The organism is Gibbsiella dentisursi (assembly GCF_039539505.1).
GTDB lineage: Bacteria > Pseudomonadota > Gammaproteobacteria > Enterobacterales > Enterobacteriaceae > Gibbsiella > Gibbsiella quercinecans.
On sequence record NZ_BAABDG010000003.1, the window covers coordinates 524,344 to 539,657 of the forward strand.

10 protein-coding genes are annotated in these 15,314 nt (G+C 57.5%); 3 read left to right on the plus strand and 7 right to left on the minus strand.

Translation table 11 applies throughout. The features are described 5' to 3' along the window. Positions 1 to 216: 216 nt before the first annotated feature. Together arcB and mnmL are read right to left on the minus strand one after the other, a co-directional pair. Positions 217 to 2,559, minus strand: coding sequence for an aerobic respiration two-component sensor histidine kinase ArcB (gene arcB, locus ABFX35_RS13025; protein ID WP_279027069.1), 2,343 nt, complete (start codon positions 2,557 to 2,559; stop codon positions 217 to 219). 103 nt (positions 2,560 to 2,662) lie between these two features. Then, positions 2,663 to 3,589: a tRNA modification radical SAM protein MnmL/YtqA gene (mnmL, locus tag ABFX35_RS13030; protein ID WP_346081504.1), complete on the minus strand. Its 927-nt coding sequence runs from the start codon at positions 3,587 to 3,589 to the stop codon at positions 2,663 to 2,665. A gap of 705 nt (positions 3,590 to 4,294) precedes the next feature. Between mnmL and gltB the strand changes: the two genes are divergently transcribed. Continuing rightward, positions 4,295 to 8,758 carry a glutamate synthase large subunit gene (gltB, locus tag ABFX35_RS13035; protein WP_346081506.1) on the plus strand — a complete coding sequence of 1,488 codons (4,464 nt, stop codon included), beginning with the start codon at positions 4,295 to 4,297 and terminating at the stop codon, positions 8,756 to 8,758. 10 nt (positions 8,759 to 8,768) lie between these two features. Next, positions 8,769 to 10,187 (plus strand): glutamate synthase small subunit, encoded by a 1,419-nt coding sequence (locus ABFX35_RS13040; protein WP_346081508.1) that lies wholly within the window; start codon positions 8,769 to 8,771, stop codon positions 10,185 to 10,187. An 80-nt stretch (positions 10,188 to 10,267) separates the two neighbouring features. Here ABFX35_RS13040 and ABFX35_RS13045 read toward each other — a convergent pair whose 3' ends face one another. Beyond that, positions 10,268 to 11,611 carry an aspartate aminotransferase family protein gene (locus ABFX35_RS13045; RefSeq protein ID WP_279027075.1) on the minus strand — a complete coding sequence of 448 codons (1,344 nt, stop codon included), beginning with the start codon at positions 11,609 to 11,611 and terminating at the stop codon, positions 10,268 to 10,270. A gap of 286 nt (positions 11,612 to 11,897) precedes the next feature. On the opposite strand from ABFX35_RS13045, the gene ABFX35_RS13050 reads away from it, so the two are divergent. After that, positions 11,898 to 12,674 (plus strand): DeoR/GlpR family DNA-binding transcription regulator, encoded by a 777-nt coding sequence (locus ABFX35_RS13050; RefSeq protein WP_346081511.1) that lies wholly within the window; start codon positions 11,898 to 11,900, stop codon positions 12,672 to 12,674. A 78-nt stretch (positions 12,675 to 12,752) separates the two neighbouring features. Here ABFX35_RS13050 and sspB read toward each other — a convergent pair whose 3' ends face one another. From sspB to rplM, 4 genes are all read right to left on the minus strand, one after another. After that, positions 12,753 to 13,244 (minus strand): ClpXP protease specificity-enhancing factor, encoded by a 492-nt coding sequence (gene sspB, locus ABFX35_RS13055; protein WP_346081513.1) that lies wholly within the window; start codon positions 13,242 to 13,244, stop codon positions 12,753 to 12,755. 5 nt (positions 13,245 to 13,249) lie between these two features. Next, on the minus strand, positions 13,250 to 13,891 hold the full coding sequence (sspA, locus tag ABFX35_RS13060) for a stringent starvation protein SspA (protein WP_095847103.1): 642 nt from the start codon (positions 13,889 to 13,891) through the stop codon (positions 13,250 to 13,252). A gap of 432 nt (positions 13,892 to 14,323) precedes the next feature. Continuing rightward, positions 14,324 to 14,716: a 30S ribosomal protein S9 gene (rpsI, locus tag ABFX35_RS13065; RefSeq protein WP_004937080.1), complete on the minus strand. Its 393-nt coding sequence runs from the start codon at positions 14,714 to 14,716 to the stop codon at positions 14,324 to 14,326. 15 nt (positions 14,717 to 14,731) lie between these two features. After that, positions 14,732 to 15,160 carry a 50S ribosomal protein L13 gene (rplM, locus tag ABFX35_RS13070; RefSeq protein WP_004958166.1) on the minus strand — a complete coding sequence of 143 codons (429 nt, stop codon included), beginning with the start codon at positions 15,158 to 15,160 and terminating at the stop codon, positions 14,732 to 14,734. Positions 15,161 to 15,314: the final 154 nt, after the last annotated feature.

The window sequence follows — 15,314 nt, forward strand, 5'->3', positions numbered from 1 at the left end:
GGTGCCTGGCGCGCCAGTTAAATTTACAAATGCCAATCCACATCACACATTTTAATGAATCAACTTACAACAAGACTTACATTTACCCCGCCGTTAGCGGTATGATGGTAGACAACTTGTAACGGCTTGCGAGATGAAAATAGAAAAAACAACTACGCAGGTTAATGATTTCCCTGGTGTTGGCGCAATATTCGCGCACCCCGGCTCAGGCCGGGGTTATTTTTTTTCAGCGTTCTCAACCCACACACGCAGCACCGCCACGTCGTTACGCCACTCCTGTTTCAGTTCATCAACCCATTCCTGCACATTATCCCACCATGCCGGCAATGTTGGCGTTTGAATCTGTTGTGCCAGTTGTTGCAGGTGACGCAGCCCGACCGATCCCGCGGCCCCTTTAATCTTATGGCCCTCTTCAACAATGCCTTTCTGATCGCGCGCCGTCATATTGGAATCCAGCACCGCCAGATAGCCAGGCATCATCTGTTCGAAAACCGCCAGGCTCTGGTGAATCAACTGCGGCCCAACCAGCTCCATGTATTGTTCCAACATCGCGGTATCCAGTAGCGCTTCATTAATCTGCATCGCCTTGTGCTCCGTATTTTGAGGGGGGATCTGTGCCGGTTGATGATCCCAATAGTGTTGAATCACCCGGGTGAGCGCCGGCACAGACAGCGGTTTGCTCAGTACGTCATCCATTCCGGCTTCAAGATATTCTTTTTTGTCTTTCAGCACGTTGGCGGTCAGCGCAATCAACGGCGGCAACGACTGCCCGGCGTAGCGTTGGCGCAGTTCGCGCGCGATATCCAGGCCGGTCATATCCGGCAGTTGAATATCCAACAGCACCAAATCGAATTCGTCCGGATCGAACATCGCCAGCGCGTCGTGGCCGTTCATCGCCACCTCAACGCTGTTGCCAAGCTTTTCCAGCACCGAGCGTGCCACAATCACATTCAGCTCAATGTCTTCCACCAGTAGGATATGCAGCGCCGGCAGCGGCAAATCATCCTCTTCCTGCGCCTCATTCACCTCGTCCTCCACGGCCGGCGCCTTGATGGCCAGCGTAAAGCATGAGCCGTGGCCGGGTTCGCTTTTCACCGTGATATCGCCGCCCATGCTTTGCGCCAGGCGCTTAGAGACCGCCAGCCCAATGCCGGTACCGGTCGCCGGGTGCCCGCCGCGCTGATCCTTCACCTGATAATACATGGCGAAAATCTTTTCCTGCTCATCCGCAGGGATCCCCATGCCGGAATCCTCGACCTCAAACAACAGAATATCCGGCTGCTCGCAGCGCACACGCACCACAATCCGCCCCTGCGGGGTAAACTTCACGGCATTGCCGATCAGGTTCCACAGGATCTGGCGCAGGCGCGTGCCGTCGGTGATCACCTTGTGCGGCAACGGCAACTGCGGCTCCATCACAAACTGCAGGCCTTTCGGCTGGGCCAATAGCCCGGAGAGGTTTTCCAGATCCGCCAGGAAGCCGGTAAAATCAATCGGCTGGTTATCCAACTGTACCTTGCGCCGCTCCAGCCTATCCATCTCAATGATGTCATTGAAGATGTTGCCAAGCGTGATGGCGCTAACGTGAATCGTCTTCAGGTATTTCTGCTGTTCCTCGTTCAGATCGGTATCCAGCAGGATGCGGCTAAGCCCAACGATGCCGTTAAGCGGCGTGCGCAGCTCGTGGCTGATGGTTGAGATAAAGGTGGTCTTGTCCCGGCTGGCGTTCTCCAGCGCGTCCTGGTAGCGCTTACGCTCGGTAATATCGCGGCCAAAGCCCATTAGCCCGTGGCGTTTGCCGACGCGATCGTAAAACGGCACTTTGCGCAGTTCAAAACAGGCTTTACGGCCATCGGGATAGACCAACCACTGTTCATAAGTGAGCGAAACATTATGGCGGAACACTTTTTCATCAGTTTCGACCACTTTATCGGCGATATCCTTGCCGTAGACATCGTTCGGCGTCAGGCCGATCAGCTGTTTTTCGCTCTTGCCGGTTAGCAGCTCCATCGCGCGGTTGCAGCCGGAAAACTCTTTGTCTTCATTGCGGTAATACACCAGGTCCGGCGAGGCATCCAGGAACGAGCGCAGCAGCGCCGACTGTTGGCCCAGCTCAATCTGCGTCATCTCGCGCTGTTCCATCTCTTCCTTAAGCTTATCCATCACCTGCAGGCGCTCTTCTTCCGCCTTCACGCGGTCGGCGATTTCCTGATTGAGCTGGGTAATGTTGTCTTGCAGTTGTTGATTCAGTTGCAGATCGCGGTTGCGCATCTCTTCAAGCTTATCCACCAGCCTGGCCAGCCGCTGGCGCGACTCTTCCAGTTGCTCGACCACGACCGATAGAAAATAGACCGCCCAAGGGGTTATCAGCAGGCCGAAGAAAATAGAGCGCACCACGTCGATGCTTTCGACCTCGCCACGCAGCAGCATGGTCACCGCCATCTGTACCAACATGGCCAGCACCACCAGCGCCGAGGCCAACAGCAGCGAAAAACGCACCAGCCCCAGTTTCACCATCAGATCAACGTAATACTGGGCTAATACCCGGATTTGCTTCATGAGCGGCTCCCCAAAAACATAATGACTGAATCATACCGCAAAACACGGGGAGATAAGGCGCCAAACGCCGACGGATAGAGAAAGATTGTGCGCCAGGCCGCGCTCACGGGCGGTAGTGCAACGGCGCGTCCAGCGCCGATCCCTGGCCGCCGTATTGCTGCAGGTAGTGCCCCACCGCCTGCATGCCGTTCCAGCGGTTTTCGCACCATAATGGTGCCAGCAGGGTTGGCCGCCGCGCGCTGGCGGAAATGCGGTGATAAACCACCTCGCCGGGGGTATGGCGGATCATTTCGCCGGCGCTGGCTGCATATTCATCCAGCGGCAGTTCAGCAATGCGCCCGGCCTGCCAGGCGCGCGCCATGGTGCTGCCGGCCACAATATGCAAAGGGTGCAGCTTGATGCCATCCACGCCGCAGGCCACCACCGCCTGGAGCGTCGCCAGATGGTCAGCGTGCGTCTCACCGGGTAGCCCGACAATCAGGTGGCAGCACACTTTCAGGCCCCGTTCACGCGCCCGCTGCGTGGTTTGCTGGTAACAGCAGAAATCATGGCCGCGGTTGATACGTTTCAGTGTTTTATCGTGCGCCGTCTGCAACCCCAGCTCGAGCCACACTTCATAACCGCGATCGCGGTAGCCCGCCAGCAGATCGAGCGCTTCCACGGGCACGCAGTCCGGCCGGGTGCCGACGCACAGCCCCACCATATCCGCCTGCTGCAACGCCTGACGATACATCGCTTCCAGTACCGCCACTTCTGCATAAGTACTGGTATACGCCTGGAAATAAGCCAGGTAACGTTTTGCCCGGTTAACCTTGTGCGCCTGCGCCGCCAATTGTTCGCTGATGCTCTGCTGCTGCATTTGTTCATCGGCGAACGACGCCACATTGCAGAACGTGCAGCCGCCCCGCCCCAGCGTGCCATCGCGGTTGGGGCAGTTAAACCCGCCGTGCAGCGTGAGTTTATGGATCTTTTCGCCAAAACGGCGTTGAAGATCCGCACCAAACGTATTGACTAATTCCGGCAACTGCATAATTTTGAGCGCTCTTTCTATTCAAAGCCGCCGATGCTAATGACAAACGGCTTTTCCCGCGATGACAGAGATCAACCTGCCTTACCCCCGAAAAATGCGAATGAATAATCATTCAACATAAATGCAAATAAACGCACTGAACGCGCAATGATTTTTTTAATTTTGCACGGGGGATGACGGCCAATATGACAACGGCATTAAAAACAGTGACAAAAATCGCCCAAATTGAGTTTATCAGCATAAAACGCCACCATTCCCATTCGCACTAGCATGGTGCAGAGATTCAGGGCTTGCACTATAGTGATACAGTTCACATTTCCGTCTACTTGCACCAATAACTCATAAGCATAAAACAGGTGGTAAATAATATAATTTTCAATCTATTAACTGCCATTTTTCGTCTGCAAGCGCCATTTACCCCTATATTTGACCTGCGTAATCTTTCTCGCTAAGTTGGAAGTCCACTGGAAGCTTTCTAGACGGACAAAGATCACGTCGTCTCGTCATATTTATGCAGTAATTTAAGACTCCCTCTGAAAACAAGTCATTAACCACTTGTGATAGCCGTCACGAGAGGCTGCTAACGAAGGGCAAACGTGCTGATGGACGTTAGAAATAGCGCCGCCTGACAGCCGCCCGGATATAAGAAGGCAGCTCGTAAACCGGCTATGGGAGTCGCACAGAGCCTGGGGAGGTTCACTGATTATGTTGTACGATAAATCCCAAGATAGGGACAACTGTGGTTTTGGCCTGATCGCCCACATAGAAGGCGAACCGAGCCACAAGGTAGTGCGCACCGCCATTCACGCACTGGCCCGTATGCAGCACCGTGGCGCAATCCTTGCCGACGGCAAAACCGGCGACGGCTGCGGCCTGTTATTGCAAAAACCCGATCGTTTCTTCCGTATGGTTGCGGAAGAGCGCGGCTGGCGCTTGGCCAAAAACTACGCCGTGGGCATGCTGTTCCTTAGCCAAGATGAGGAAGAAGCCCGTGCCAGCCGCCGCATTGTGGAAGAAGAGTTGCAGAACGAAACGCTGTCGATCGTTGGCTGGCGCGAAGTGCCGACCAACCCGGACGTTTTGGGCGAAATCGCCCTCTCTTCCCTGCCGCGTATTGAGCAAATTTTCGTCAACGCCCCTGCCGGCTGGCTGCAAAGTGATATGGAACGCCGCCTGTTTATGGCGCGCCGCCGCATAGAGAAACGCGTCACCGATAAGGATTTCTACGTCTGCAGCTTCTCCAACCTGGTGACGATCTATAAAGGCCTGTGCATGCCGGCGGATTTGCCGCGCTTTTATCTCGATCTGGCCGATCTGCGTTTGGAATCGGCAATCTGCCTGTTCCACCAGCGCTTTTCAACCAACACCGTGCCGCGCTGGCCGCTGGCACAACCGTTCCGCTACCTGGCGCACAACGGCGAGATCAACACCATTGCCGGTAACCGCCAATGGGCCCGCGCCCGCGCCTACAAATTCAAAACTCCGCTGATCCCGGATCTGCGCGACGCCGCGCCCTTTGTGAATGAAACCGGCTCTGACTCCAGCTCGCTGGACAACATGCTGGAACTGTTCCTAAGCGGCGGGATGGACATCATCCGCGCCATGCGCCTGCTGGTGCCGCCGGCATGGCAAAACAACCCGGATATGGATCCGGAGCTGCGCGCCTTCTTCGATTTCAACTCAATGCACATGGAGCCGTGGGACGGCCCGGCCGGCATCGTGATGTCCGACGGGCGCTATGCGGCCTGTAATCTGGATCGCAACGGCCTGCGCCCGGCGCGCTATGTCATCACCAAAGACAAGCTGATTACCTGCGCTTCCGAAGTCGGCATTTGGGATTACCAGCCGGATGAAGTGGTGGAAAAAGGCCGCGTCGGCCCTGGCGAACTGATGGTGATCGACACCCGCGCCGGCCGCATCCTGCACTCGGGCGAAACCGATAACGATCTGAAAAGCCGCCACCCGTATAAAGAGTGGATGGAAAAGAACGTCAAACGCCTGGTGCCGTTCGAAGAGCTGTCCGATGAGCAGGTGGGCACCCGCGAGCTGGATGACGCGCAGCTGGAAACCTACCAGAAGCAATTCGGCTACACCAGCGAAGAGCTGGATCAGGTGATCCGCGTGCTGGGCGAAAACGGCCAGGAAGCCACCGGCTCAATGGGCGACGATACCCCGTTTGCCGTGCTCTCCAGCCGCCCGCGCATCATTTATGACTATTTCCGCCAGCAGTTCGCCCAGGTGACCAACCCGCCGATCGATCCGCTGCGCGAAGCGCATGTGATGTCGCTGGCCACCTGCATCGGCCGCGAAATGAACGTCTTCTGCGAAGCCGAAGGCCAGGCGCACCGCCTGAGCTTCAAATCGCCGATCCTGCTGTATTCCGATTTCAAACAGCTGACCTCGCTGGAAGGGGAACACTACCAGGTCGAAACTCTCGATCTGACCTTCGATCCGGCACAACAAGATCTGGAACAGAAAGTCCACGCACTGTGCGAAGAAGCGGAGCAGAAAGTCCGCGCCGGCGCAGTGCTGTTGGTGCTGTCCGATCGCGCCATCAGCCCGAGCCGCCTGCCAGTGCCGGCGCCGATGGCCGTTGGCGCCCTGCAAACCCGCCTGGTGGAAAAGAGCCTGCGCTGCGACGCCAACATCATTGTCGAAACGGCCAGCGCGCGCGATCCGCACCACTTTGCGGTGCTGCTGGGCTTCGGCGCCACCGCTATCTACCCATATCTGGCCTACGAAACGTTGGCCAGTCTGGTGGATGCCCAGGCGATGGGCGATAAAAAATACCGCGACGTGATGCTCAACTACCGCAACGGCATCAACAAGGGGCTGTACAAGATTATGTCCAAGATGGGCATTTCTACCGTCGCCTCTTACCGCTGCGCCAAGCTGTTTGAAGCCGTCGGCCTGCACCGCGATCTGACTAACCTCTGCTTCCAGGGCGTGGTCAGCCGTATCGGCGGCGCCAGCTTCAGCGATTTCCAGCAGGATCTGCAAAACCTGGCCAAGCGCGCCTGGCTGAAACGCAAACCGCTCGAACAGGGCGGCCTGCTGAAATTCGTCTACGGCGGCGAATACCACGCCTACAACCCGGACGTGGTCAGTACGCTGCAAAAAGCAGTGCACAGCGGCGAATACAATGATTACCAGGCCTATGCCAAGCTGGTGAACGAACGCCCGGTGGCGATGCTGCGCGATCTGCTGGCGATCAAACCGCAGGGCACGCCGATCCCGGTGGATCAGGTGGAGCCGGCAGAATCGCTGTTCAAACGCTTTGATACCGCGGCGATGTCCATCGGCGCCCTCTCCCCGGAAGCCCATGAGTCACTGGCACTGGCGATGAACAGCCTCGGCGGCTTCTCCAACTCCGGCGAAGGCGGTGAAGACCCGGCGCGCTACGGCACCAACAAAGTATCGCGCATTAAACAGGTAGCTTCTGGCCGCTTTGGCGTCACCCCGGCCTACCTGGTTAACGCCGACGTTATCCAGATCAAAGTGGCGCAGGGCGCCAAGCCGGGCGAAGGCGGCCAGCTGCCGGGTGATAAAGTCACCCCGTATATCGCCAAGCTACGCTATTCGGTACCGGGCGTAACCCTGATCTCGCCACCGCCGCACCATGATATCTATTCAATCGAAGATTTGGCTCAGCTGATCTTTGACCTGAAGCAGGTGAACCCGAAGGCGGTGATTTCGGTGAAACTGGTTTCTGAACCGGGTGTCGGCACCATCGCCACCGGCGTGGCCAAGGCCTATGCCGATCTGATCACCATCGCCGGCTACGACGGCGGCACCGGCGCCAGCCCGCTCACCTCCGTCAAATATGCTGGCTGCCCGTGGGAACTGGGCCTGGTGGAAACCCAGCAGGCGCTGGTGGCCAACGGCCTGCGCCACAAAATCCGCCTGCAGGTGGACGGTGGCCTGAAAACCGGCGCCGACATCATTAAAGCGGCGATCCTCGGCGCGGAAAGCTTCGGCTTCGGCACCGGCCCAATGGTGGCGCTGGGGTGCAAATACCTGCGTATCTGCCACCTGAACAACTGTGCGACCGGCGTCGCCACGCAGGATGAGAAGCTGCGCCGCGACCATTTCCACGGCCTGCCGGAACGCGTGACAAACTATTTCCGCTTCATCGCGCGTGAAACCCGCGAGCTCATGGCGGAGCTGGGCGTGAGCCAACTGGTGGATCTGATTGGCCGCACCGAGTTCCTGACGGAGCTGGAAGGCATTTCAGCCAAGCAACACAAGTTAGATCTGGCGCCGTTGCTGCAAACCGCCACGCCGCATCCGGGTAAAGCCCTGTACTGCACCGAAGGCAGCAACCCGCCGTTTGACCAGGGGCTGCTGAACAAGGAGCTGATGGCGCAGGCGGAACCCCATATCGAGGCGAAGCAAAGCAAAACCTTCTACTTCGATATCCGCAATACCGATCGTTCTGTCGGGGCAACGCTGTCTGGCGCGATTGCTGCGGCGCATGGCGATCAGGGCATGGCGGCAGATCCGATCCGGGTGCACTTCTCCGGCACCGCGGGCCAGAGCTTCGGCGTCTGGAACGCCGGCGGTGTGGAAATGACCCTGACCGGCGACGCCAACGACTACGTAGGCAAAGGCATGGCCGGCGGCCGCATCGCGGTGCGCCCACCGGTGGGCTCGGCCTTCCGCAGCCATGAAGCCAGCATCATCGGCAACACCTGCCTGTATGGCGCCACCGGCGGTAAACTGTTCGCCGCCGGCCGTGCGGGCGAGCGCTTTGCGGTGCGTAACTCCGGCGCCATCACCGTGGTGGAAGGCATCGGCGACAACGGCTGCGAATACATGACCGGCGGCATCGTCTGCGTGCTGGGCAAAACCGGCATCAACTTCGGCGCCGGTATGACGGGCGGCTTCGCCTATGTGCTGGATGAAGACGGTGAATTCCGTAAACGCGTCAACGCAGAGTTGGTGGAAGTGCTGGACGTCGATCAACTGGCCATTCACGAAGAGCACCTGCGCGGCCTGATTACGGAACACGTGCAGGCGACAGGCTCTACGCGCGCGGAAGAGATTTTGGCCAACTGGCCGGAATGGGCGCCGAAGTTCGCGCTGGTCAAGCCGAAGTCCAGTGATGTCAAAGCATTGTTGGGTCACCGTAGTCGTTCCGCAGCCGAGCTGCGGGTTCAGGCGCAGTAAGAGGTTATTAATGAGTCAAAATGTTTATCAATTTATCGACTTGCAGCGCGTTGATCCGCCAAAAAAACCGCTGAAGATCCGTAAAATTGAATTTATCGAGATTTACGAACCGTTTTCAGAAACCCAGGCGAAAGCACAGGCAGACCGTTGTCTGGCCTGTGGCAACCCTTACTGCGAATGGAAATGCCCGGTTCACAACTACATTCCAAACTGGCTGAAGCTGGCGAACGAAGGCCGCATCATGGAAGCGGCCGATCTGGCGCACCAGACCAACAGCCTGCCGGAAGTCTGCGGCCGCGTGTGCCCGCAGGATCGCCTGTGTGAAGGCTCCTGCACCCTGAGCAGTGAGTTCGGCGCCGTGACCATCGGTAATATTGAGCGCTATATCAACGATAAAGCGATCGAGATGGGCTGGAAGCCGGATATGTCCAACGTGCAGCCCACCGGCAAACGCGTGGCGATTGTCGGCGCCGGCCCGGCCGGCCTGGCCTGTGCCGACGTGCTGACCCGCAACGGCGTAAAAGCGGTGGTCTACGATCGCCACCCGGAAATCGGCGGCCTGCTGACCTTCGGCATTCCGGCGTTCAAGCTGGAAAAAGAAGTGATGGTAAAACGCCGCGAGATCTTCAGCGAGATGGGCATTGAGTTCCAACTCAATACCGAAGTCGGCAAAGATATCGCCATGGAGACGCTGCTGGCCGACTACGACGCTGTGTTCCTGGGCGTGGGCACTTATCAGTCGATGCGCGGCGGGCTGGAAAACGAAGACGCGCCAGGCGTGTACGATGCCCTGCCGTTCCTGATCGCCAACACCAAAAACCTGATGGGCTACGCCTCGCCAGAGCATGAACCGTACGTCAACCTGCAAGGCAAGCGCGTGCTGGTGCTGGGCGGCGGCGATACCGCGATGGACTGCGTCCGCACCTTGGTACGCCAGGGCGCCACCCAGGTGAGCTGTGCCTACCGCCGTGATGAAGCCAACATGCCAGGTTCCAAGCGTGAGGTGAAGAACGCGCGCGAAGAAGGCGTTGAATTCAAATTCAACCTGCAGCCGTTGAGTATCGAACTCAACAGCGCCGGGCGCGTATGCGGCGTGAAGATGGTGCGCACCCAGTTGGGCGAGCCGGATGCCAATGGGCGCCGGGCGGCGGAACAGGTGCCCGGCTCGGAACACGTGCTGGATGCCGATGCGGTTATCATGGCGTTCGGCTTCCGCCCACATAAAATGGAGTGGCTGGCCCAGCACGACGTACAGCTCGATAAACAAGGCCGTATCGTGGCGCCGGAAGGCTGCGAAAACGCCTTCCAAACCAGCAACCCGAAAATCTTTGCCGGCGGCGATGCGGTGCGCGGTTCGGATCTGGTGGTGACGGCGATCGCCGAAGGGCGCAAAGCCGCCGACGGCATCATGAACTATCTGGAAGTCTGACCAGCCCGCGCTAACGAAAATGCCAGTCAGTTACGCTGACTGGCATTTTTTATCGCCTGGTAAACATGGCCGACGTTGGCTTACGCCGCGTTGAGCGCCGCCAGCGATTTATCCAGCGCCCCGACCAGCCAGTCGATATCCTCGCGCTGGAAAGCCAACGGCGGGCGCAGTTTCAGCACATTGCCGTACGGCCCGGCAACCGACGTCAGCACCCGGTTTTCACGCAGCTTTTCGATCAGATCCAGCGCCAGCTGTTTGTCCGGCGTTTTTGTTTCACGATCGCTGACCAACTCAAAGCCAATGAACAACCCGGCGCCGCGCACATCGCCTACGCATGCGTATTTGTCCATCAACGTACGCAGCGCCGCCAACAGCTCTTCGCCGACAATCCGGCTATGCTCCTGCAAGCCTTCGTCTTTAATCACCTGTAGCACGGCCTGCGCAGCGGCCATCGCCACCGGGTTGCCGCCAAAGGTATTGAAGTAAGGGATTTGATCGCTGAATGCCGAAAGCACGGTATTTTTAGCCAGCAGCGCCGACACCGGAATGCCGTTGCCCATCGGTTTACCGGTGGTCACAATATCCGGCACCACGCCGTGGCGGGCAAAGCCCCAGAAGGCATCACCGGTACGGGCAAAGCCCGGCTGCACTTCATCGGCAATGAAAATACCGCCGTTTTTATGCACCACGTCCACCGCCTGCTGCAAGAAGCCTTTCGGGCCCGGCAGCACGCCGTCGGAAGAGAAAATGGAGTCCGCCAGGAAACCGGCGAACTTGATACCGTGCGCGGCCATATCGTCAATTTGCTTTTGGATCTCGTTGGCAAACCACGCGCCCAAATCCGCCGCGCCAACGCGGTAACGATCCGGCGGCGGCACCAGACGGGTGGTCGGCGCCAATGCCTGGCCGCTGCCCAGCGCCGGCGAAGCCCCGGAGGTTAAATCACTGGTGCCGTGGTAAGCCTCCTGGCTGACGATGATGCCAGTGCCGCCGCTGTAAGCGCGCGCAACGCGGATCGCCAGATCGTTGGCTTCCGAACCGGTGCACATATACATCGCGCGATCGATCTCTGCTGGCATGGTGGCCAGCAGCGCTTCTGAATAATCCAGGATGCGCTCATGCAGATAACGGGTATGGGTATTGAGCTGCATCATTTGCTGCTGCACCGCCTCAATCACCGCCGGATGGCAGTGGCCGATACTGGCGACATTGTTATACACGTCAAGATACTGATTGCCGGCGGCATCCCACAGATACTGGCCTTTACCGCGCACCAGGTGCACCGGCTTACGGTAAAACAGCCGATACGACTCCCCCAGAACCTGCTGGCGCTTGTCGGTCAGTTTGCGAATGTCAGCATCCAGTTCGTCCGCATGCTCGGCGCGAAAACTGTTGGTATCCATGATTGTTGAACGCGTTGCCATGGTCACTCCCATTCAAAGTGGTGTAAGGCGGATTTGAGAACAAAGGATCGTCAGTACCCTCATCTGCCCACTATCATGGCGTATTTTTATTAAAATGCAATAAAATACACAACTACATATTAACGCACAAAATCAGGGCATGGCATTGCACTTTTTTGGATCAGTGCCACCGCCGGCAGCGCGGCAAAGCGGCCAAAAAAATCTTTTGCAAAACAGCGACAAAAAAGCACAAAATCACCCAATACCCCGCAAAGGGCAACGCGCGCTCACCAACTGAAGAAGAACTATGCTGCAGGAAACCCGATTGCATCGCATCCGTGCCCTACTCACCACGCTCAACCAGGTGAGTACGGAACAAATTATCAAAGAGCTGGGCATTTCACGCGAAACCGCCCGGCGCGACATTATTGAGCTTGAATCGCAAGGGGCAGCGCGGCGCGTTCACGGCGGGATCGTGGCGGTGGATACGGCGCCGGAGCTGCCGCTTAACGTGCGCAGCACCGTGCAGGCCAAAGAAAAGCGCGCCATCGCCAGGGCGGCGGCACAGTTGCTGCACCCAGGCCAGACGCTGTTTATTGATGCCGGCAGTACCACCACCATGCTGGCCGAAGAGCTGCGTTCACTGGCCGGCATCACCATCATTACCAATAGCCTCAATGCGGCGCTGGTGTTGAGCGCCACCGAAGAATATGAAGCGATGAAAAACACGGTGATCCTGCTCGGCGGCAGCATGCAGGCCGGAGCCAAAGAAACGCGCGGCGATCTTACGGTCAACGAGATTTACCGCTACCGCGCCGACGTGGCGATGCTTTCCCCGGTAGGGATCGAGGCCCGCAGCGGCGCCACCAGCTTCCACCCGTATGAAGCCGCCATTGCGCGGGCGATGGCGCAACAGGCAAACCAACTGGTGCTGCTGGCCGATCACAGCAAGCTCGGCGCAACCAGCCGAATGGTTTACGCCACGCCAAGTGAGATCGCGTTGTTGATTACCGATAGCAACGCCGACAAGCAGCCGGCGTTTGCAGCGCTCAAGCGCGATTTGCCACGGGTATTGATCGGCTAAACAGCCGGCCTGAAGGCAAAAAAAACGGCCCCGTGTTGGGCCGTTCTGTCGTCTGGAAAAACGAGCGGTAGCAAAGCGTTACTTCACCACGCGCAGCGCCGGGCGGCCATCACGCGGCGGCTGCGGCGGCTCATCATCCGGGCCGTTATCGCCAGTATCCGGGCGATCGCCATCGATAACCGAGAGATTATCAGCCGGTGCGCTATCGTCAGCGCTGCCTTCGGCTTCGTTACCCGTCTCATAGGCCGGTTCCGATTCGAACAACGTGCCCGCGCCGTTTTCACGGGCGTAGATCGCCAGCACGGCGGCCATCGGTACCGAAACCTGGCGCGGCACGCCGCCAAAGCGGGCGTTAAACAGCACGCCGTCGTCGCCCAGTTGCAGATTGCCCACCGCACGCGGCGCAATGTTCAGCACAATCTGGCCATCGCGGGCAAACTCCATCGGCACCATTACGTCAGGACGGGTCACATCAACCACCAAATGCGGCGTCAGATTGTTATCCAACAGCCAGTCATAGAAGGCCCGCAGCAGATACGGACGGCGCGGGGTCATCTGAGACATATCCATAACGCTTAGCCCCGGGTCTGCAAGCGCATTTCACGCTCGGCTTCGGTCAGGGATGCCAGGAACGCATCGCGTTCAAAGACGCGGGTCATGTAGCCTTTCAGCTCTTTTGAACCCGTACCGCTCAGCTCAATACCCAACTGCGGCAAACGCCACAGCAGCGGCGCCAGATAGCAATCCACCAGGCTGAACTCTTCGCTCATGAAATACGGCGTCTGGCCGAAGATCGGGGCGATCGCCAGCAGTTCTTCGCGCAGTTGGCGGCGGGCGGATTCTGCCTCCTGGCCGTTGCTCTGCTCGATTTTGTACATCAGCGAATACCAGTTTTTCTCAATGCGCAGCATCATCAAACGGCTTTCACCACGCGCAACGGGGTAAACCGGCATCAGCGGCGGGTGTGGGAAGCGCTCATCAAGGTATTCCATAATGATGCGGGACTCATACAGAGTGAGCTCGCGATCAACCAGGGTAGGCACCGTTTGGTAGGGATTGAGGTCAATCAGATCCTGCGGCAGGTTATCCAGATCAACCTGCTCGATCTCGACGCTAACACCTTTTTCCGCCAGTACAATACGTACTTGATGGCTAAAAATGTCGGTCGGGCCAGAAAACAGCGTCATTACCGAACGTTTGTTGGCAGCGACAGCCATGAAAACCTCCAAGTTATTTAGAAAATACTGCGAATAGCCAACGCTCCCCGCCAGCTTTCAGACTGCAGTGGCGCTTTCGCTTGCCCTTTGCTGCACGTGAAATCTATCGGGTATACCCGTCATACTTCCAGTGCGGGTATTTCAGGCTGCTATCCTGAATGTTCTTGACCGCAGGCCAGCAGCTGGCAGATAAACCTTGGGTCTGGGGAAACCGGCCTCGGAGGTAAACTGACGGCAACTGCTCGGCGAACAGGCGCAAAAGTGGATAATAGTTTACCAGATTTTGTCTGTTTTGTGGTGGCCGTGCGGCCATTTCGTGCTGAATTGTTTCGCCCGCCATCGATTCTGGCGGCGCGCGCCGAATGCCAGGCATAAAAAAACCCGGTGAAACACCGGGTTTTCGCGTAAACCATACTGCCAGAGCAGTAAAAATTAACGCTTGGAGAACTGCGGACGACGGCGTGCTTTACGCAGACCGACTTTCTTACGTTCAACTTGACGAGCATCACGAGTGACGAAGCCAGCTTTACGCAGTTCAGAACGCAGAGTCTCATCGTACTCCATCAGTGCACGGGTGATACCGTGACGGATAGCGCCCGCCTGACCGGAAATACCACCACCTTTAACGGTGATGTACAGATCCAGTTTACCAACCATGTCAACCAGTTCCAGCGGCTGGCGAACTACCATGCGGGCAGTTTCGCGGCCGAAGTACTGTTCCAGGCTGCGTTGGTTGATAACGATGTTACCGTTGCCCGGCTTGATGAAGACGCGAGCGGCGGAGCTTTTGCGGCGACCAGTGCCGTAGTATTGATTTTCAGCCATTGCCATTAATCCCGATTAAATGTCCAGAACTTGCGGTTGCTGTGCCGCGTGATTGTGCTCAGTGCCCGCGTAAACTTTCAGTTTACGGAACATTGCACGACCCAGCGGACCCTTTGGCAGCATGCCTTTAACCGCGATTTCAATCACACGCTCAGGACGGCGGGCAATCATCTCTTCAAAGGTCGCTTCTTTGATACCACCGATGTGGCCGGTGTGGTGGTAGTACATTTTGTCATTACGCTTGTTGCCGGTTACAGCAACTTTTTCAGCGTTCAGAACGATGATGTAATCACCGGTATCAACGTGCGGAGTGTATTCCGCTTTATGCTTGCCGCGCAGACGACGAGCCAGTTCAGTAGCGAGACGGCCCAAAGTTTTACCGTCCGCATCAACAACGTACCAGTCGCGTTTTACGGTTTCTGGTTTAGCTGTAAAAGTTTTCATTAAAAGCTTACCCAATAATTAGTTACACGTTGGTGAACACCCAAACGCTCGAAAACAGTTGAGGCTCACACGACCATCAAGTCCAGCAAACCTACCCCTTCGAATAGCCATTGCCGGCACTATAAAGTTTTTGGGAAAAAAACTTTGTTGTAAC